The sequence below is a fragment of the Streptomyces sp. SPB162 genome, assembly GCF_029504575.1.
GTDB lineage: Bacteria > Actinomycetota > Actinomycetes > Streptomycetales > Streptomycetaceae > Actinacidiphila.
On record NZ_JAQFII010000001.1, the window covers coordinates 2,628,350 to 2,646,728 of the forward strand.

An 18,379-nucleotide genomic window follows, 5' to 3' on the forward strand; every position below is an offset into this window, starting at 1 on the left:
GATCCCAGGCGGACGGGCCGCCGAGTCTGAGCAGTTACGCGCCGAAGTTCGGCCGTCGTGCTCCTTTGCGCTTGGTCACCAGTCGATGGTCAGGCGGGTCTCGGGCCGGGTGACGCGGGCGCCGGGGGCGAGTTGGCCGTCGGGTGTGGTGGCGGGGTAGGCGGTGACGACGGGCTGTGCGGGTCGCCGCTGGCTCCAGCGGTGCAGGAGGTCGTTGACCTGGCCGATGAGTTTGCCGCTGTCCGGGCCGTGGGCGATGAGGCCGAGTTCGTTGGCGTCCTCACCGGCTGGGCGGGCGGTCAGGTAGACGAGGGTGCCGCCGCCGTACAGGCCCGCTCCGGCCCACCGGATGGCGGGGTCGGCCAGGTTGAGGGCGCGGGCGGCGGAGCCGATGGACAGCCGGCCGAAGCTGAGGCCGCTGTTCATAGTGGCGAGCCAGAGGTCGAGGTGGGCGGCGGGTTCGTCGTGACGGACCTCGATGCCGGTCCACTGCTCGTGGGCGGGGTGGGTGAGGGCCTCGGTGAGGGCGGGCTCGTCGGGAAGGTCGTCGGCGTCGAGCTTGAGGATGACGTCGTCGGCGAGGCGGACGTGGCGTTCGCCCATCTCGGCGGCCCCGCGCATGGGCACGAAGCCGCACACGGCGGCGTTGGTGCTGAGCATCAGGTCGTCGTTGGTGTGGTCGAAGGCGAGCGAGCGGGTCAGGCCGCTGCCGTGCAGCCGCAGGGGTACGACGATGCGTCCGCCGACGGAGAGTTGCTGCCACCAGGCGGCGGAGATGTCCCAGGCCCCGGCGGTAACGATGATCCTGTCGAACATCTTGCCGCTGGGGTCGCCGAGGGCGCCGTCGCCGCAGATCACCTCGACCTGGTCGTATCCGGCGGCGGCCAGGCCGGTGCGGGCGCCGTCCGCGAGGTCTTCGTCGAGTTCGATGGTGACCACGGAGCCGGTCGGGCCGACGAGCTCCGCCAGGAGGGCGGCGTTGATGCCGGTGGCCGCGCCGATCTCCAGGACGCGGTGGCCGGGGTGGACATCGAGTTGCTCCAGCATCTTGGCGACGATGTTGGGGCTGGAGGCGGAGGAGACGGCGGTGCCGTCCTCGGCCCGCTTGGTCACCACGGGCTTGGGCGCGTAGGCCGTCGCCAGGTCCACGCCGGGCAGGAAGATGTGCCGGGGCACGGCGCGGAAGGCTTCCCTGACCCGGTCGGTGCGGAAGGTTCCGATGCTGTCGATCTTGGCGATGAGGGCCTCGCGCAGGTCGTGCGGGTCGAGGGCCGGGGCGTCGGTGGAGTGCATGGTCACTGGCCTGACTGTAGTGGGGTGGACGGGGTCGGTTCGGCTGCTTCGCTGGGAGTCGCCGGGTATGGGTTCCCGGTGGAAGATCACGCGGCTGGCAGCGGTCGCGAGGACGTTCTGGTGGGTCGCGGAGATGCCGAGCCGGTTGAAGGCGAACAGCAGATGGTCGGTGAGGACGGCCCGCAGCCCCCGGCTGAGCTGCCCGTGCTGGGCCAGGTCGGCGAGGGTGCGTCCGGTGTCCTCGAAGGCGGCCGGCCAGTCGGGCAGCCGGGTGAGGGGGCTGTCGTTCGCGTCGCTTTGGGCGGTGATGAGCGTCTGCACCGCGGCGAGGGTTGCCGGGGACGGCTCGATGTCGCCTCGGATTCGGTGCTCGGCGAGCTGGGCCCAGACGTCGCCCTGTTCGTAGAGGTCCTGGCCGGCGGCGAGCATCATCCGGGTGGCCAGCCGCACGCCGACCTCGCGCCGGTGATCGTCGGCCTCGTTGGCGAGGTGGGCGAGGATGTGGCGGCTGTCGGCGTGGAACAGGGTGTGGGCGATATCCATGGCCTTGATTCCGCCGAAGCGGTAAGTCTCGGCCTCGTAGATGACGCCTTCGGCTTGCCGGACCGCGGCGCGTTCGGTGAGCGTGCTGGTCAGCTGCGCGAGGAAGGCGGTCGCGTCGTGGCCTTCGGCGGGCAGGACGCGCAGTCGCCAGGATTCACGCTTTCGGATGAACCACCAGGCGGCGCTGTCCCCCCTCCCCTCGGCCTCGGTCAGCAGCGGCCCCAGGTGGCGGATGGCCATCTGTTCGGCGGCCTGCCAGGTGTCGCACCACAGGTTGACCTGCCACCAGCGGGTATCCGGTTCGCTCATCGTTGAGATCCAATCAGCCTTTGGCGGCGGTCAGTTGAGGAGGAGACAGGCGGCCCAGCCGCCGCTCGTTCCGGTCGCTGCGGTGTGCAGGGTCAGAGCGATGCCGGCGCTTCCCTCGATCAGGCCGGGCAGGGTCTCGGGCGGGGTGTCGCGGGCGTGGGCGAGGAGCGCGTCGAGCAGGCGCGGGAGGTGGGCGCCGAGGTCGGGGGTGGATGCGTCGGCGGCGGCGTGCCAGGTGGTCGCGAGGAGTCCGGCGAGGCCGTGACACAGGGCCGGGTCGACGATGCGGGCGAGTTGGAGAGGGTCGGACAGGCACTGGTCGAGGGCATCTTCGGCTGCCTCCTGGCGGGTGGCATCGCCCAGGGCGATGGCCGCGAGTTGCTGGGCACGCGCGAGGCCGGGGGTGCCGTAGCACCAGGACGGCCGCAGGGGTCCGTCCTGGCGGGGGCGGCCGGTGCGGAGTTCGTTCACGGTGATCCGCTCGGGCCACCACGGTCCCGTCGGTGGCTGCTGTTCCCAGTCCTCCAGCCACCGGCAGACGCGGGTGATGGCGGCCTCGTGCCCCTCGACGACGACGTTCTGTCTCATGGCCAGGGCCAGGAATGCGAGAGGGCCGGAACAGCCATGTGCCATGCCGAAGTTGGCTTCTCCGGCGGCGAAGGCGGGATCGCGGTCGTGGGCAGAGCTGTCGTGGGTCCACCAGCCCGGTGCATCCGCTCCCGCCTCGTCGGCGGCCGGCACCGGCTCGGTCAGCCGGACCAAGTAGGCCAGGACCCGGCGGACGAGGTCGCCGTCGGGGTCGCGTTGGAGGAGGTGGGCGCCGAGGCCGGTGAGTCCGCGGGTGAGATCGAACTCGTACTGCGAGGGACGCCGTGCGGCGTCGATGCGGGCGTGGGCGGCCTTGAGCCGGGTGTGAACGAGCTGGGTGACGCCGTCGTCGAGGCCGGCCATGGCGCCCGGGTAGGTGCCGGGGGCGGCGGTGTGGAGGGCGAAGGCGAGGGCGGGGGCGCCGAACCACAGTCCGGCTCCGTGCCCGGCCGTGAGGTCGTCGCGGGTGGCGCGGGCCAGCCAGGCGTGGGCCGGTTTCTCGTCGGCCAGGCCGTGCTGGGCTCGAAGGCCGTGCAGGACGGCGACGCCCGCGGCGCCTTTGGACAGCGACTGGTCCCGCCAGCGGGAGCTGGTGGGGCTGTAGTCGTCACCGTGCTCGCAGGGCTGCGGCGTGTTCAAAGTGGCGGCGATCTGGTCGGCCATCGCGGCGGCGGCGGCCCGCCGCCCGGCATCCAGCGAGGCGGTCATCGGGCGTTCCCCTCCCCGTCCCGGTGGCGTGCGGTCCAGGCCAGGGCGATGGCCCGTGCGAGCTTGTGCGTCATCGCTTCGTGCTCCGCGTCGATGCCGTGGGCCCGGATGTGATGCATGTGCAGCAGCGAGGTGAGGGCCGAGCCCGGCGTCACGCGGGTGGTCGCGGGGGTGAGACAGGCGGCATACCGGGCGGCGGCCTTGGCCCGAACTGCCCAGGAGCCCACGACTTCCGGGCCCCCGGGGAGGTGGTGCAGGGCCTGCCCTTCAGCGATCCGCAGCGTCTGCTCGCGCACCTCGCGGTCCTGCATGGGGGCGCCTGTTGCGAGGTGAGGGTGGTCGGTGAGCCAGCGCATCCCCGCCCTCTCGCTTCCGGTCACCGCGGTGGCCAGATCGGCCAGGCTTGCGGCAGTCAGGGCTTGCGGGTTCAGGCTGCCGGACGCGGAGAGCGCGGTGAGCTGGGCCAGGACGGCTGCGGAGTCGGCAGCGAACAGGTCCTCGGCCGCTGCCATGGCCGCCCCGGGCCCGTACCGCCCGGTCTCGGGCCGGTAGGCGTCGAAGGTGATCTCGCCGATGAGGCCGAGTCGTTGGAGGCCGTCCGCCCAGGCCACCACCCGGCCGCCCGCCTGTGCGGAGTCCGCGTCGTGCACGCGCAGTCGCAGGTGCGGGGCGGGGTGGCGGTAGCGGACGAACCACCACTGCGGCGGTGTCGCCCACCGGGCCAGCAGCATCGGTACATGCTCGGTGAGGAGTGTGTCGAAGACCTTCGGGTGCCCGTACAGCTTGACGTACGCGACCCCCTTCCTCGGCTCGCTCTCTGCCAGCGGCAGCGGCGCCGATCCGGTCAGGAACGCGGGTGCTTTGGCGGGCGGCGCGGTCGCGGCGAGCGGGATGACGATCTCGTGGGCCCGGCCCGCGAACCAGCCGTGGTCGGCGACGGTGGGCGCCTCGGTAAGCGTGACCGGGCTGGTGGCCGAGTCCAGGTGCGCGCGTAACAGGTCCCGGTCCATGGCCTCGTCCAGGTTCAGCCGCAACTGCCGGTCACCGGAGCCCACGGCGATGCCGGCGGGCAGGCGCCGCTGTTCGCGCACCGTGTCCAGGGCTGTACCCCAGCGGCCCGGCGGCGTCTTGGGGCCGGGCAGGTCTTCCGGGTTCAGGCGCCATTGGGCGGGGGCGAGGATGCTCCGGTTGTAGCGCAGTCGGGGCAGGAACGGCAGGCAGGAGGCGGCACCCCAGTCGAAGGACGTCACCTGGGGATGCGTGGAACGGGGGATTTCGAACAGCAGACGCGCCAGGGGCGGCATCGTGTGCCGGGCCCCGGTATGAGGGAGTGCCGGCTCCACCACCTGCCGCCGGGACAGCGACACCACGTACAGGCGATGTTGGTCGGCGGCGACCGCGAGGTCGCTTACCGGGATACGGCCGGCGGCCGGTTCGCCGTGCTCGGCCAGGGTGATGATGTCCGGCAGCACGCGCGGGACGCGCTGGACGTTCTCCTGTCGCACCCGCTGGGGCGGGAACGACAGCTGGGCGGTCAATGCCCCGTGCACGCCGGTCGGCAGCTCGGCGTACAGGTCGCTCACCCGGCGGCGATCGGGTTCTTCCAGCAGGTCGAGGAACCGGCCTGTGTTGGCGGCCAGCCGGCCGAACCCGCAGATGCCCAGGGTGAAGTCGCCGGAATCGAGGGCGTCCGTCGTGGTGGCGCGGACGTCGGCCCACAGGTCCACCGGGGAGACGGGCCGCTGCCCCGCCTCTCCCGCCAGCATGTCGAGCCGCTTCCCGTCGAGGGTGACCTCGACGGTGCCGTCCAGCGCGGCCTGCTGAGCCAGGGCGAACAGGGCCTCATCGCGCGGCGTCAGCTCCCGGACGCCGGGGCGAGCAGGGGTGAAGTGGCGGGGGAAGCCGAGGCCGGTGGTGGGGTCGACGAGCTGGCCGACCGCGACCAGCGTGCCGGGCCCATACCGGCCAAGAAATCGGCCGTGGTACTCGCGCCACGACATGTTGCCCGTGGGGGCGGGGCTCAGTTTGATGAGCGCCTCGGCCGCCGTGGCGGCTTCGACCGCCACCGATTCCGGCAGCACCAGACTGCATCCGAGCCGAAGATCAGCGGTCAGAGGCTGTTCAGCGGCGCTGGAGAGCGCCCGCATCCGCCTCGCGGCGCTCTCGCGCCTGCCCCGCCCCTCGGTCCAGGACACCACACGGTCGGCCTCCCGTAACTGTTCATGGATCGTCTGGAGTTCGCTGACCAGCGTGTGTGTCTCCGGCAGATCGGTGGCGTCCGCCTCGTACAACTTGTCCAGGAGGTGGGCGAGAGCGTCCGTGGCGGTCGAGGGGGGCCGCAGGCTGCTGATCAGGACACCCCGGGCCGTCAGTTCACCCACCATCGCCTCCAGGGCCGGGCCGGGGGCGCCGGGGTGTTCTGCCACGAGCTTGTCGATCAGGTCTCCGACCCGCAGAGGTGACCGCGTCAGACTCATGACCGTGCCGACGACCGGGATCAGCCGCACCGACACCTCGGACTGGGGGCGGCCGGTACCGGCGTGGGGTGCCCAGGTCACGACCAGGCGTTCACCCCGTACGACGGCCAGGTCGTTGATCACGACCGGCAACCGTCGCCGCAGCTCGGAGGATGCTTCAAGACGCGCGATCATCTGGGCGAGCCAGAGGGCGTCGGCCCGGGTGCGGACCTGATGGTCCCCGGTCCACCGCGCCGAGAAGCGCGGGCCGAAGCGTGCGCCGGTCACCCCGGCGAAGACCCCGAAGGGGGTGGCACGGCCGTGCATCCGCACCCAGTACCGGGCCAGCGCCAAAGCCATACGCCGCGGTTGCCCGGCCCCCGACTTCCGGCCGGCGAGCGCGGCGTCGATCTGCCCGGCGAGTACAGGGCTGGCGATCGCGACGGCCTCGGCCACCGCCTGCTGCGTCCATGTCCGGGCGAGCCACCCGACCCACACCTCGCCGTCGGTGTCCGGGCCAGGCCACGGTGCCGGGCCCGACCCGTCGGTGTGCACGCTTGCCCGCAGCATCGCCGTCCCGGTCTGCCGGTAGTACGGCATACGCCCGTCCGCTTTCACCCTCGTCCTCCCCAACAGCCGGTCCTTCGTTGCGCGACGCACTGCTGAGGGGGTGCCTGCGGCGCGAACTCACGCCGCAGACACCCCCGGCGATCAGGTCAGCAGTCGCCGTTCTTGTCGGTGTCGCAGCCGTCGTCGGTGCTGCTGAGCAACGCCGCCGCGACGGGCCCGGCGGTGACGATCCGGACGCTCAGGTCGAGGTCGACGGAGCCGCTCTCCGGGCGCGTTTCCTTCGTGCTGGTGTTCATGGCAGTCCTCCTGCTCGTAGGGATGTTGCTCATTGCGGGACTGACGGCCCATCCCCGCCGCCCGGAGCGTAGTGACGCACTTACGCCCCGGCGGCGGTTCCTGGCCATCCCCGCACCCGGGCGTGATGCACCGCGTGCGGAGGCTTGGTGCCGGCTTGCCCGGCCCGGCCGCGGGGGCACGCGGGCCGGGCAAGCCGGGTCGGAGGTCAGCCGGGAGTCTGCGGCGGTGGTGTGCCGCGCAGGATCTGGCTGACGGGGACGGCGCTGGTCGGGTCGGACAGCGACCGCACGGCGGCCTCCAGCCGCCCCGGGTCGGCGCCGAGGTAGGTCACGGCGGCCTGGGCGAGCTGATCGGCGAGTCCGCGCTGGAGGAAGGCTTCGTGGCGGTGTTCGGCGACCGTGACGGCGAGGGCTTCCAGGGAGCCGATGGTCTTGCGGCGGGTGGTCTTCTTCGGACCCGCACCGAAGGTCATCCAGACGATGATCTCGCGGCTGTCCATGTCGAAGCCGACCCGGAACGGCAGCTGTAAGGCTGCGGGTTCAGGCACAGTTCCTCCCTTCGTAGGGCAGGTGGCAGCGGATCTGCTTGCCGACCGGGGTGGGCCGGACAGTCCAGCCGGGCGCCAGGAGGTCCAGGATCCACAGCCCCCGGCCGGACTCCGACTTGTCGTTGCCCGGAGGCCGGGGCCGCCGCTTGGGCACCGCGGCAGGCTCGGGGTCGTGGACCTGCACCAGGACCTGGTCCGGCGAGATGGCCACCTGGACCACCACCGGCGCCCACGGACCGCACAGCCGCACCGCGTTGCCGACGAGCTCGCTGGCCACCAGCCGGGCCGCGTCAGCAACCCCCTCACCCGCGCCGGCCCCGCACACCTCCTTGAACACCTGTGCGCGCATCTCGCGCAGATGCACGGCGCTGGCGCTCATATGCAGGACGAATCCGTCGGGCCGTATGACCAGGTAGAACCCGCACTCGGACAGCTCCGGCGCATGCCGGGGCGGCGGGTCGGACGGTCCGGGCAGGACCCGTGCATCGTGCATGGCGTGTGCTCCCCAGTGACATGAGCGGGCCGAGGCCCGGAATCGTCCGGTGGGCCCGCAGAAGCGGGACGGCACGTCGGCCCTCGGGGAGAAAAGCCCCGGCAGTCGGCGCACGGCAGCGGCATATGCCACGAAGTGCAACGTCGCCGTCACGCTTCGCTACCGCCCCGCCAGCATGCCCCCAGGCAACTCGGTTAGGCAACATGCCTAGTTGAGATTCCTCAGATTGGTTGTCGGAGACGGTGGCAGGGGTCACACTGTCGCCATGGCCTGGAAGAAGAATTCCGCCCCCAAGTCCGTCTACCGCCGCCAACTCGCAGCCCAGCTCAAAGAGTTGCGCGACCAGTGCGGCAGGACGATGGCCGAGGTCGCGAAGGTCGTCGAGATCAACCAGGGCTCGCTCAGCCGCATCGAGAGCGGCGACCGGGGCACCTCACCGGTCCTGGTGAAGGCGATGCTCGACTGCTACGGCGTGAGCGACCCCGCCGTCCGGGAGGACATCCTGGACCTGGTCCGAGCGGATCAGGCACAGAAGCAGAAATGGTGGCGCAAGTACTCCGCGGTTATCAACACCACGCAGTACGGCGGCTACCTGGAGCTGGAGGCCAGCGCGACGACTCTGCGCTCCTACGAGCCGCTGCTGATCCCGGGACTTCTCCAGACCGCCGACTACGCCCGCAAAGTCATCACCGCGATGCGCGTGGACCTGGACGCCAAGCAGGTCGAGGCGCTGGTGACGGTGCGGATGAACCGGCAGGCCCTGCTGGCCCGCGATGATGCCCCGAAACTGTGGGCGGTCATCGACGAGGCCGCTGTGCGCCGCATCAGCGGGGCACCGGCCGTCCTCAAGAGCCAACTGGAGCACCTGCTGGACCTCGAGCCCCGTACGAACATCACTCTGCAGCTGCTGCCGTTCGACGCCGGATTCCATCCGGGGCTGTACGGCTCGTTCATGCTGATGGGCTTCCCCGAGCCCAACCCGGACGTGGTGTGGGTGGAGAATCTGACCAACTCGGTGTACTTCGAGGGATCGGACGATGTGGGGCGCTACACCGAGGTCTTCGACCACTTGCGGGCCACTGCCCTCGGCCCACCCGAGACCCGCGGCCATATCAAGAACATGATCAAGGAGCTGTAAGTGAGCAACACCAAGCCCGACCCCACTGAGCTGGACTTCTCCGCCGTCACGTGGGAGAAGAGCCCGTTCAGCGGGGGCAACGACAACTGCGTGGAGTTCGGCGTGATCGGCGCCCTGGTCGCCATGCGGGACTCCAAGCGGCCCGAGCAGACGCCGCTGATCTTCGACCGCAGCGAGATCGCAGCGATGATCGCCGGAGCGAAGGCCGGGACCTTCGACCACCTGGCATAACGTCATGCACCGGCCGCACTGGCCGGGTACAGAGAGCACGCAGCGGCCGACCCCAAGCGTAGTGGGGTCGGCCGCCGTCGCTATCTTCGCAGAGCATGTGGGCACCGGCCGAGGTTGCGCGGCTGGGCCGAGGTCACGGCGGGTCGTGGACCGCGCCCCTCTTGGTCGACAGGGCCACGACGTTCCCGCCGCCCGCGCCCCTGCTGGCGATGTGCTCGCGCAGGGCCTCGTTGTCGTGGTGCAGGGCCGCGATCACCGTGGCGGCGGCGTCCAGTTTCCGCTGTGCCTCGGTGCACTGGGCGGTCTTCTTCCTCAGCCTGGCCGTCAGCTCGGCGATCTCCGCATCCCGCTTGGACTCCCCCCTCGTCCGGCGGCCGTGCTCCTCGACGTAGGCGTCCCACTCGGCCATCACCTCGGCAGCCCGGTTCATCGTGGCCCGGCTGACCCCCGCCTCGCGGTAGAGATTCTCCTTGGTCAGCTTCCCGTCCGTGGCCTGCGGTTTCCCGGCGATCAGCCGGGCCATCGCCTCCCGCAGTGCCTTCTCCGCTCCCGCCGACGTGCTCATTTGTTCACCCTCGCCATCACACTCTCCACCTCGATGAGCTGTTGTTGAAGCGCCGCCCGGCGGCACGGGGCCAATTTCTTCTTAGCCAGTTGCCGGGCCAGGCTGCCGTATTCGGCCTGCCACGGCGGCAGGTGTTCCTCACCGATCAGGCTGTTCGCACACCGGCTGGGCTGGCAGCGGTCGATCAACGGCCCGGTGTGGCCCTTGGGGACGATGGCGTTCTCGATGCACTTCGCGCCGACCGGGTTGCGCTCGTCGAACATGCAGTGGTTGAGCTTGCCGAACCGCAGCGAGATCCCCGCCTTGCGCAGCAGGTCGTGCTCGACGTTGACGTCACCCTGGCGGGCCAGACCGTTAGCGGCGAGCCGGGCAGCGTTGTCCTTGACCGCGTCGAAGGCCGCCTCCAGGTTCGCAGCCCCGGGGCCGAAGCCGACGACCTGGCCCGCGTGATGGGCGTCGTAGAACTGGCTGAGCTTGTGGAACCGGGCGTCCTCGACCGCCTTGTCCAGCAGCTTGGCCCAGTTCGCGTCGGGGGCGCCGTAGCCCTCAGTGGTGCGGTTGGCCAGGGCGCGGGCGGCCACGTGCTTGAGCTGGATGCCCAGCGCGATCTCGGCGCCGGGCTGTTCGGCGGTGAGCATCGACATCGTCTTGCGGAACATGTGCGGGGTGACCCGGCCAGCCGGGATGTGCAGCCCGTGATGGGCGGTGCCGCGGTTGACGTGGCGGATGAAGTCCTTCACCGACTCGTTGCTGTCGAAACCCTCGCCCAGTCCGGGGACCTCCTCGTCGGGCTCGAACTGCCGCGCGGAGGAGAAGATCAGTTCCGGGTGCCGGGATACTTGCTCGGCGACCGCGATGGCCTCGGCGACCGGCTCGGTGATCCACCAGCGTTCCTGCGGCTGGTCGGGGTCCAGCTTGCGCTTGCGAGAGGAGACCGCCGGTGCCCCGTAGAACTCGACCACCGAGTCCCGGGTGATCTCGCGGATCTCGCTGTCGCGCATCATCGACAACGCCGCGACGAACACGTAGCAGGCCCCGCGCAGGATCAGCAGTTCCCTGACCAGGCGGCGCGGGCACAGTCCCGGGTGCCAGGACCCCGTGCTCCCGTCCGGCCGGGTGGCCTGGGCGTACTCGGCCAGCAGGCCGCCGGGCAGGCCCCGGCCGCCTCTGGCGGCCTCCTCGATCCGGTCCGCGAGGCCGGCGGGGAAGCCCTGGCGGGTGCGGTGGTGGAAAGGCTTGAGGCGGACGGGGAAACCCATCAGCAGCCCGAGCAGGGCCCATTGGACCTCTCCCGGCTTCCCGCCGCCGCTGACATGTGTGTGGAGGGGGATGGGGTTGTCCGCACCGGCCAGGTACTCCTCGGCGACCTCGGCCAGTGTGTCGGTGGTCGTGCGATGGGCGTCCTGCTTGAGCTGCTGATAGCGCTGGCGGGCGCGCAGGATGTCGGGGCCAAAGTCGTGGATGTAGGTCCACGCCGCGCGGATGAGGGGGAACCAGACCTTCGGGTCGATGTTCTCGGTCTTCACGTCCTCAGCGGCGTACCCGGCGGCCTTCCGGTTGCTCTGGCCCGGCCACGGGTCGGCGGCAAGACCGCCGCCTGTCAGTACCGGGCCCAGTTCGTAGAGCAGCCTCATGCAGCCGACATAGGAGGCGACCGTGGCCGGGGACCGCTCATCGCGCCGCTTGTCGACCCACCGCCGCGCGGAGTCCATCTCCCACCGGCCCAGTTCGGCGGGCAGCCCCGTCTCGGCCGCCCACTGCGCCAGGTCGTGGATCATCCTGGCGATCCGCAGACAGCTCGCGGGGTTGGCCGGAGCCGGGCCCACACGGGCCCCCGACGTCTCCACCGCCGGGTGGGCGGGGTTGAACAGCGCCATCACCATCTCGCGGACCCGCAGGTTCCACACCGGGTCCTCGATCCCGACGTTGACGACCCACATCGACGGGGAGAGGTTGGCCGGCTTGCGGTAGGCGTGACACGGCCAGGTGACGGTGTCGCCGAACACCGGCACGGACACGCCCTCGGTGAGCGGGAAGGACTGCAAGGCCGCTTCGTCGTCGGCGAAGAAGGCACTGGCCAGGGGCGCGGGGGCGGGCAGGGACAGGGCGTTGATGCTCATACGTCGAACTCCGTGTAGGCGGCCAGGAGCAGCTGAAGCCGCAGCCCCTGCTCTTCGATCTGGCGGCGGGCCTTGTCCAGCTCCGCCGGGGTGCGTTCCTTGAGGACTGCGGCCAGGTTGGCCGCGCTTTGACCCCATTGGGTGCGAAAGTGCGCCGGGGTCAGCCGGTTCTGCAGTCCCTTGAGGTGGTCGGCGAACAGCAGCAACTGCGGGAGGTTGGAGGGTAGGACGAAGGCGTTGCGGCACTCCAGGCAGCGCAGCGGGGCGACCGCGCACAGGTCCCCTGCCTTGCTGTACGGCGAGTCGTAAGGGTCGCGGCAGGAAGTCACGCCCATGTCCAGTTCGCCGGTGCGAATCTCCTCCGCCTGGTCGCGGGTCAGTCCGAGCGCGTCCAGCGCCTCGGGTGCCTCCAGCTTTTCGGCCGCGTCCTCGTCCAGCACCACCGGGCCGGCCATCGCCTTGGCCAGCCATGCCTCCTGAGCCCGGTTGATGGTGTGCCCAGCGATGACATGCAGCGTGGTGCCATGGGCGTAGTGGCCCTTGTAGGTCTGCACTGTGTGATCGTCGGCGATGTCGGAGACCGAGCCGCGAAAGGCGATGGCCTTCTCCACCTTCACCGCCTTGCGCATCCGGCGCAGGTCATGCGGCAGGGAGATGTCCAGTCCTCGCTTGCGCAGCCAGTATCCGAACCGGGACGCGTCCCCGCGGTGCCGGAACTGGTGGAAAGTCAACGGCTTGCGGGGATCTCCGCTGGCGCAGGCGAACAGCGGGTCCGTGCCGAACTGGTAGCGCTCCCGGGCCGACTCGGTGACCGCCAAGAGCCGCCGCGTGATCTCGGCGACGTCCAGTGTGCCCGAACCGGAGTGCGCGGCCTGCTCGTTGGTGACGAACACCCGGTGCCGCACCCGGCGGGCCCGGCGCTTGACCAGAGTGAAGCGCACGCCGTTGCCGGTGAAATCCGCGTCGGCCGCACCCATGCCGGTGATCTCCTCGGGAGCGTGCCCGGTCGCGGCGACCAGCAGCACCCGGAAGCACGTCAGGTCTTCCATGATCGGGTACAGCAGTGAGATCAGGGGCGGTGCCCAGCCGGATGTAGACAGTCTTGGCCTCCGTCCCCTCTTTCGGGTCACCGCGCAGATTCGCCAGCTCCCACAGCTCGGGAGGCCAGTCTCGGCAGCGCGGCAGCATCTCGAGGATTTCCAGCGGCGTCATGGCGTCGTTCGCCAGCGCCCACAGCAGGTTCGCCGGGTTCTGCCAGCCGTACTCGGCCGGGTGCCCCTCGGCCTCGGCCAGCATCTGCTGGCCTTGCTTCAGCCGCCCCTCCAGCGCACGCACCTCCGACCAGCCCAGGCGGATCAGCGCGCGCTTCTCCTCCCGGGTGAACTCATCGAGCTGACGGTTCTTGCCACCACGGACCCACGGTCCGCCGTCCAGCAGTCGCCGTACGGACTCGCCGGTGTCCACGTCCTCCCGGCCCACACGCAGGTCGATCAGAAGGCGCAGCTTGCCAGCCAGCGCTGAGGGACGCTTGGAGCCGGGCGCGAAACGCGGAGGAAGAGAGCGGACCCACTCCCGCACCAGGCGGGGCAGCTCCGGCGTGTCATCGGCCATCGAGATTCCCTCGGGCCGCTCGGCGTGCTCGTCCACCCACGTGGCGAACTGGAAGATCGAGGTGCGGTAGTCGGCCAGCGAGAAGTAGCTGCCGTTGCCCAGTGCCGCGTGGGCCTCCCACTCATCCGCCAGTTCGGCGACCAGCCTCGCGCACCGGTAGGTGGAGGGGTTGACGCGCAGGATGGCCGTCTCGTTGGTCCGGCCGTATGGGGCGGTGAGTTCGCGCAGCCCGATCCGGGCCACAGCGGACTCGATGCGGGGAGCGGGGACCGCTTCGCGGTGTTCATGACGCAGGGGCATCAGGCTGCCGTCCCATCCAGTGACAGGGCCCGCAGCGCGATGTCCGCATAGGTGGCTCCGTCGTGCTCACTCCACTCGCGGAAGGCGTCGTCAACGTAGTTCATGGGATCTTCCAGGTAGCGCAGATACGTATAGGTCGAGGACAGACGCTTGTGACCGAGTCGTCGCTGGACCACCAACAGCGGGTTGAAGGCCATGTGTTCGGCGGTCGTCGGCAAACCGCCGGCCCGAGCCCGATCGACGTCCCGCTCGCTCATCAGCCGCATCAGGTACTTCAGGAGCTGAAGGGCGTAGGTGTGGCGGGCGTCGTGAAAGCGCCACCGCTTGCGCGGCAGCGGCGGCGCTTCATGGTGTTCGGCGTGCGCACGCATCCGCAGCCATGCATCCCCGCGCAGCCGGTCCCAGGAGTTCGGGCCGAGCAGCTTGCCGCCCTGGCCGACGAACACCGCGAGGGGCTCCAGGCCCGCCTCGCCTTCCCGCACCGTGATCCGCCGCAGAGCCGGGGACATCGCCGACATGGTGTACGTCCGCCGCACGCCCTCGTGGACGCCGTAGAGCTTCCCGCGCTCGGCATCCACGCGGTCGACTATGAACAACTCCGCCGCCTGCCGGGCCAGCGTGCGGGCGGCCTTGGCCACGGTCTCCGCGCGCTCCAAAAGGAAGTACATCTCCAGCGCTTCCACGGCGGCGGCCGGCACGTACAGCTTGCGGGCCAGCTTGTACTTCGCGCATTCCTGGAGCTCGATCTCCAGGGACTCGCCGGGCTGACGCCAGCCCTCACCGACCTCCGGCATCAGAAGCGTTGACCACTCCTGTTTGCGCGCCCCCGTCAGCAGCGCGAACTCCAGACCCGCCTTGCCACGGTGTGGTGTGTGGCCGCGAAACGTTTCGTCAATCTCGGCTCCAGGCAACTGCCCTCCGAAGCCGACGTCCCGGAGGTACAGGTACTGCTCCACCGTCATGTGCCGGACCTGCATCTCACGGACCATGCCCGAGCCCAGCGAACTTGGCCGGCCCCGGCGGACCCGCAGCGGCTTGCGCCGGAGATAGCCCTGGTCCACGAGGAAGGTATAGAGAAGGTTGATCACCACGGCCTCGGTGTCCCACGTCGCTCCGTCGACCGGTTCCTCCTGCAACTCCGTCCGCGAGCGCCGGTAGGCAACAAGGTCGGCTTCTGTCGCCCCCAGCAGACCCGTCTCGCGCTTCGTGAGGAACCCGTCAACGCGGCGGACGATGTAGGCGTACTTCCGCATCGTCTCCGGGTCGCGTCTCTCGTACGCCATCGCCCGGAACCAGTGACAGACCGGCGCGACGGGCCGCATGTCCTCATCAAGGAAGAGCGGCATGCCGTCCGGGATCGACCGGTGCTCCAACAGGTCCCGCACCACATCAGCGGACGGACCTGTAGGCGGCGGCCATTGGCCGACCAGACGTTGATTGGTGAAAAAGAGGTGCATTCGCTCTCCTGAAACAGAATCGAACCAAAGTGATAACTCGCGGCACTGACATCACGCGAATCACTCCCGAGGTACCGAGATCACGGGGTGAGACAGTTCAGAACCATGGGGAGAAGAAATGCGTCAGGATCAGCAACGCGACCGAGGTCACCCCCAGCGACCGCAGGCACCGGTCCGCGAGGGCCGGCTCCGGTCCGGCGTCGATGACGACGGCCGAGCCGCCCGCCGCGGACAGCACCAGCGAATCCCCTTGTCCCACATCGCACATGGCGAGCCGCCAGCCGGGCGGCGGCCAGCCCGTGATGACGCGCGGGAGCGATACGGGCCGCAGCACGGCGAGCAGCAGCAGGAGCGCGACGGCCGCGCAGAGCCAGGGCCGGGCGGTCAGCCGGCGGCCCGTGGCCACGACCGCCGCGGTGAGGGTGGCGAGCAGCAGGGCGCCGCCCCACCCGCCGGGCCAGCCGATCGCGGCGCCGGGCAGGGCCGCGCCCCGCCGGGCGATGCCCGCGATCCAGCCGGTGGGCCAGCCGGCCAGCCAGGCCGACCACTCGGCGGCCGGCATCGCGAACGGCGCGGCGGCCAGCGCCCCGAACCCGAGGACCGTGGCCGGCCCCACCGCCAGTTCCGCGAGCAGATTGCACGGGATCGCGACCAGGCTCACCTGCCCGGCGAGCACCACGATCACCGGAGCGCAGACGGCTTGCGCGGCGCCTGCCGCGCCGAGCGCCTCGGCCGCCCGCGCCGGTACCCCGCGGCGGCGCAGGGCCGCGCTCCAGCGCGGGGAGATCGTCAGCAGCGCGCCCGTGGCGAGCACGGAGAGCAGGAAGCCGTAGGAGCGGGCGAGCCAGGGATCGTAGAGGACGAGGAGCAGCACCGCCGCGGCCAGCGCCGGCAGCAGGGCGCGGCGGCGGCCGGTACCGATCGCCAGCAGTGTGATCAGACCGCAGGCGGCGGCCCGCAGCACGCTCGGGTCGGGACGGCAGACGATGACGAACGCGACGGTGAGCGCCCCACCGACCACGGCGGTCGCGCGCAGCGGGAGCCCGATCCGCGGGGCGAGCCCGCGTCGCTCCGCGCGGAGGGCGAGGCCGGGCGGACCGATGAGCAGCAGCAGGACGATGGTGAGGTTCGAACCGGAGACCGCCGTCAGATGGGTCAGATCCGTGGCTTCGAACGCCTCGCGCAGTTCGGGGGTGAGTCGGGAGGTGTCCCCGACGACGAGCCCGGGGAGCAGCGCCCGCGCGTCGGGCGGCAGCCCGTCCGTCGCCGCCCGCAGCCCGGCCCTGAGCCGGCCGGCGAAACGCTGCGTCGCGGTGGGCGGCGCGATGACGCGGGGCGGCTCGCGCACCGACAGCACGGCCGCGCTCCGCTCACCCGGCCGCGCGGGCGGCGCGATCCGTGCGGTCACGGAGACGCGGGTGGAGGGCAGCAGTCCGAGCCATGGAGCACCGGACGGCGCGGATGCCCCTTCGCCTGCGGGAACGGGCCCGGCCGGGCGCGCGCCCCACCTGGATTCCGGTCCCGTGGGCCGTCCCGGCACCCGCATCGCCGAGGCGGCCGTCTCGGCGATGACCAGGACCGGGGTCCGGATCTCCGTGGTCACGCCGTGCGCGGTGACACGGACGGCGTCCGCCTCGACGAGCACGGCGTCCGGAGCGCGGGCCGCGCCCCGGACATGCGGGCGGATGGTCCGTGGATCGCCGGTGATCCGCAACTCGACGACCGCGCGGGCATGTTCGGCCGCCAGGGCAGGTAGCGGCCCCCGGTGACCGTCCGCCGCGTGCAGCGCGGCGACGGCCGTCGCCGCGGAAGCGCACAGCAGCGCGGTGGCGGTGGCCGCCGCCAGACCGGCGCCGCGCCGGCGCCCCCGCCCGGCCACCAGCAGCAGCGCCCCCAGGACCGCGATGCCCACCGCGGTCCAGGCCGCCGCACCTCCCGGAGTTCCCAGCGCGACCGCCGACGCGAGCCAGGCGGCGAGGGCCGGCGGCACGAGCCGCAGGTCCGTGGGCCCCTCCTGGCGCGGGTTGGACGCGCCGAGCGGCGACGCCGCCGACGCGTGCACCGCGGAACGCGCCACGGCACCGGCCGTACCGGCCCGGCGTCCCGGGGCCGCGCCGGGACCTGCCCGACCTGCCCGGGGACCCGCCCTGGGACCGGTCATGGCTGCACCAGCGGCTTGAGGTCGGAGAAGCGGCGGTCACCGATGCCGGTCACGTCGCGGAGCTGGTCGACGGAGGCGAAGCCGCCGTGCTGGGCGCGGTAGTCGAGGATGTGCCGCGCCAGGACCGGCCCGACGCCGGGGAGGGTCTCCAACTGGGCGCTGGTCGCGGAGCTGAGGCTGATGGGACCGGCGGGCGCGCCACCGCCCGGTCCCGGGGCGGCGGCCGTGGGCGGCCCGCCGACGACGAGCTGCTCACCGTCGGTGAGCACCCGCGCGAGGTTCAGTGCGCTGGTGTCCGTCCCCGGCAGCGCCCCGCCCGCCGCCGCGAGGGCGTCGGCGACGCGCGATCCGGCGGGCAGCCGGAGCAGCCCGGGACGGCGGGCCTGGCCCGCGACGTCCACCGTCAGGACGGGCTTCGCCGTCACGACGGCCGCCGGCCCGAAACCCGACGGTCCGGAGCCGACCGCCGCGGAGCCGGGCGCGGACCCCGGCCCCCGCAAGGAGGCCGGGGAGGCGCCGGGCGACGGCCCGTCGATCCGCGCCGGCGCCGAGACCGTTCGCGGGCGCCCGGTCCAGAAGTGCTGCACGGCGAAGCCGACGGCGACGGCCAGCACGACCAGCAGCGCGACGGCGGTCCTGAACTCCAGACCGCAGCGCACGTACAGCCAGCCGCGGAAAGCCCGTAACCGCTCGGCGGGGGTCAGTCGCAGCCGGACTCCGTCGCCCGGACCCGGGGTCGCCGCACCCGAAGCGCCGGGGTGCGGCGGGGCCGGATCCGGACCCGCCCTAAGGTTCGAGTCCGGTTCCGGGTCGGGGTCCGGAAGCAGGTCCGGTGGATCGAAGAGCGCGGCAGCACGCTCCCTCACCGTCCCCTGGAGGTGCGGCAGGTGCGGCAGGTGCGGTGGGTGCTGAACGCCCCGATTGCCCTGGACGTGGCTGCGGCTGCGGCTGCGGCCGATCGCGGTGAGCGCTGTTGTTCCCATACCGCGAAA

14 protein-coding genes and 1 pseudogene are annotated in these 18,379 nt (G+C 71.5%); 3 read left to right on the top strand and 12 right to left on the bottom strand.

The window, feature by feature from the left end; translation table 11 throughout:
* Nucleotides 1–75: 75 nt before the first annotated feature.
* From fxlM to M2266_RS12120, 6 genes are all read right to left on the bottom strand, one after another.
* A complete protein-coding gene (gene fxlM / locus M2266_RS12095; protein ID WP_277438208.1) occupies nucleotides 76–2,145 on the bottom strand; it encodes a methyltransferase, FxLD system in 2,070 nt (689 codons plus the stop codon).
* Nucleotides 2,146–2,175: 30 nt separating this feature from the next.
* Nucleotides 2,176–3,441, bottom strand: coding sequence for a lanthionine synthetase C family protein (locus M2266_RS12100; RefSeq protein ID WP_277438209.1), 1,266 nt, complete (start codon nucleotides 3,439–3,441; stop codon nucleotides 2,176–2,178).
* Nucleotides 3,438–6,515, bottom strand: coding sequence for a lantibiotic dehydratase (locus M2266_RS12105; protein WP_277438210.1), 3,078 nt, complete (start codon nucleotides 6,513–6,515; stop codon nucleotides 3,438–3,440). Before M2266_RS12105 ends, M2266_RS12100 begins: the two co-directional genes overlap by 4 nt.
* 98 nt (nucleotides 6,516–6,613) lie before the next feature.
* Nucleotides 6,614–6,763 (bottom strand): FxLD family lanthipeptide, encoded by a 150-nt coding sequence (gene fxlA, locus M2266_RS12110; RefSeq protein WP_277438211.1) that lies wholly within the window; start codon nucleotides 6,761–6,763, stop codon nucleotides 6,614–6,616.
* 206 nt (nucleotides 6,764–6,969) lie between these two features.
* Nucleotides 6,970–7,311, bottom strand: coding sequence for a hypothetical protein (locus M2266_RS12115; protein ID WP_277438212.1), 342 nt, complete (start codon nucleotides 7,309–7,311; stop codon nucleotides 6,970–6,972).
* On the bottom strand, nucleotides 7,304–7,804 hold the full coding sequence (locus tag M2266_RS12120; protein ID WP_277438213.1) for an ATP-binding protein: 501 nt from the start codon (nucleotides 7,802–7,804) through the stop codon (nucleotides 7,304–7,306). Before M2266_RS12120 ends, M2266_RS12115 begins: the two co-directional genes overlap by 8 nt.
* 265 nt (nucleotides 7,805–8,069) lie before the next feature.
* Between M2266_RS12120 and M2266_RS12125 the strand changes: the two genes are divergently transcribed.
* Both M2266_RS12125 and M2266_RS12130 read left to right on the top strand, forming a co-directional pair.
* Nucleotides 8,070–8,942 carry a helix-turn-helix transcriptional regulator gene (locus tag M2266_RS12125; RefSeq protein ID WP_277438214.1) on the top strand — a complete coding sequence of 291 codons (873 nt, stop codon included), beginning with the start codon at nucleotides 8,070–8,072 and terminating at the stop codon, nucleotides 8,940–8,942.
* Complete coding sequence (locus M2266_RS12130; RefSeq protein WP_277438215.1) at nucleotides 8,943–9,173, top strand: DUF397 domain-containing protein; 231 nt, start codon at nucleotides 8,943–8,945, stop codon at nucleotides 9,171–9,173.
* Nucleotides 9,174–9,306: 133 nt separating this feature from the next.
* On the opposite strand, the gene M2266_RS12135 is transcribed toward M2266_RS12130, so the two are convergent.
* From M2266_RS12135 to M2266_RS12145, 3 genes are read right to left on the bottom strand one after another with little or no spacing between them, the layout of a single operon-like run.
* Complete coding sequence (locus M2266_RS12135) at nucleotides 9,307–9,738, bottom strand: hypothetical protein (RefSeq protein WP_277438216.1); 432 nt, start codon at nucleotides 9,736–9,738, stop codon at nucleotides 9,307–9,309.
* Entirely contained in the window at nucleotides 9,735–11,858 is a 2,124-nt protein-coding gene (locus tag M2266_RS12140) for an integrase (protein ID WP_277438217.1), read from the bottom strand. Before M2266_RS12140 ends, M2266_RS12135 begins: the two co-directional genes overlap by 4 nt.
* The gene (locus M2266_RS12145; RefSeq protein WP_277438218.1) at nucleotides 11,855–12,907 is read right to left on the bottom strand and encodes a hypothetical protein; all 1,053 of its coding nucleotides are present in this window, start codon (nucleotides 12,905–12,907) and stop codon (nucleotides 11,855–11,857) included. Before M2266_RS12145 ends, M2266_RS12140 begins: the two co-directional genes overlap by 4 nt.
* Between M2266_RS12145 and M2266_RS12150 the strand changes: the two genes are divergently transcribed.
* Nucleotides 12,906–13,379: a hypothetical protein gene (locus M2266_RS12150; RefSeq protein WP_277438219.1), complete on the top strand. Its 474-nt coding sequence runs from the start codon at nucleotides 12,906–12,908 to the stop codon at nucleotides 13,377–13,379. The two genes, M2266_RS12145 and M2266_RS12150, sit on opposite strands and share 2 nt — an antisense overlap.
* A 389-nt stretch (nucleotides 13,380–13,768) precedes the next feature.
* Here the strand turns inward: M2266_RS12150 and M2266_RS12155 are convergent, their stop codons facing one another.
* From M2266_RS12155 to M2266_RS12165, 3 genes and pseudogenes are all read right to left on the bottom strand, one after another.
* Nucleotides 13,769–15,154: a hypothetical protein gene (locus M2266_RS12155; RefSeq protein WP_277438220.1), complete on the bottom strand. Its 1,386-nt coding sequence runs from the start codon at nucleotides 15,152–15,154 to the stop codon at nucleotides 13,769–13,771.
* A gap of 187 nt (nucleotides 15,155–15,341) precedes the next feature.
* Nucleotides 15,342–17,387, bottom strand: a pseudogene (locus tag M2266_RS12160) (ComEC/Rec2 family competence protein); the annotation flags it as partial.
* A complete protein-coding gene (locus tag M2266_RS12165) occupies nucleotides 17,384–18,370 on the bottom strand; it encodes a ComEA family DNA-binding protein (RefSeq protein ID WP_277438221.1) in 987 nt (328 codons plus the stop codon). The pseudogene M2266_RS12160 and the gene M2266_RS12165, both read right to left, overlap by 4 nt.
* Nucleotides 18,371–18,379: the final 9 nt, after the last annotated feature.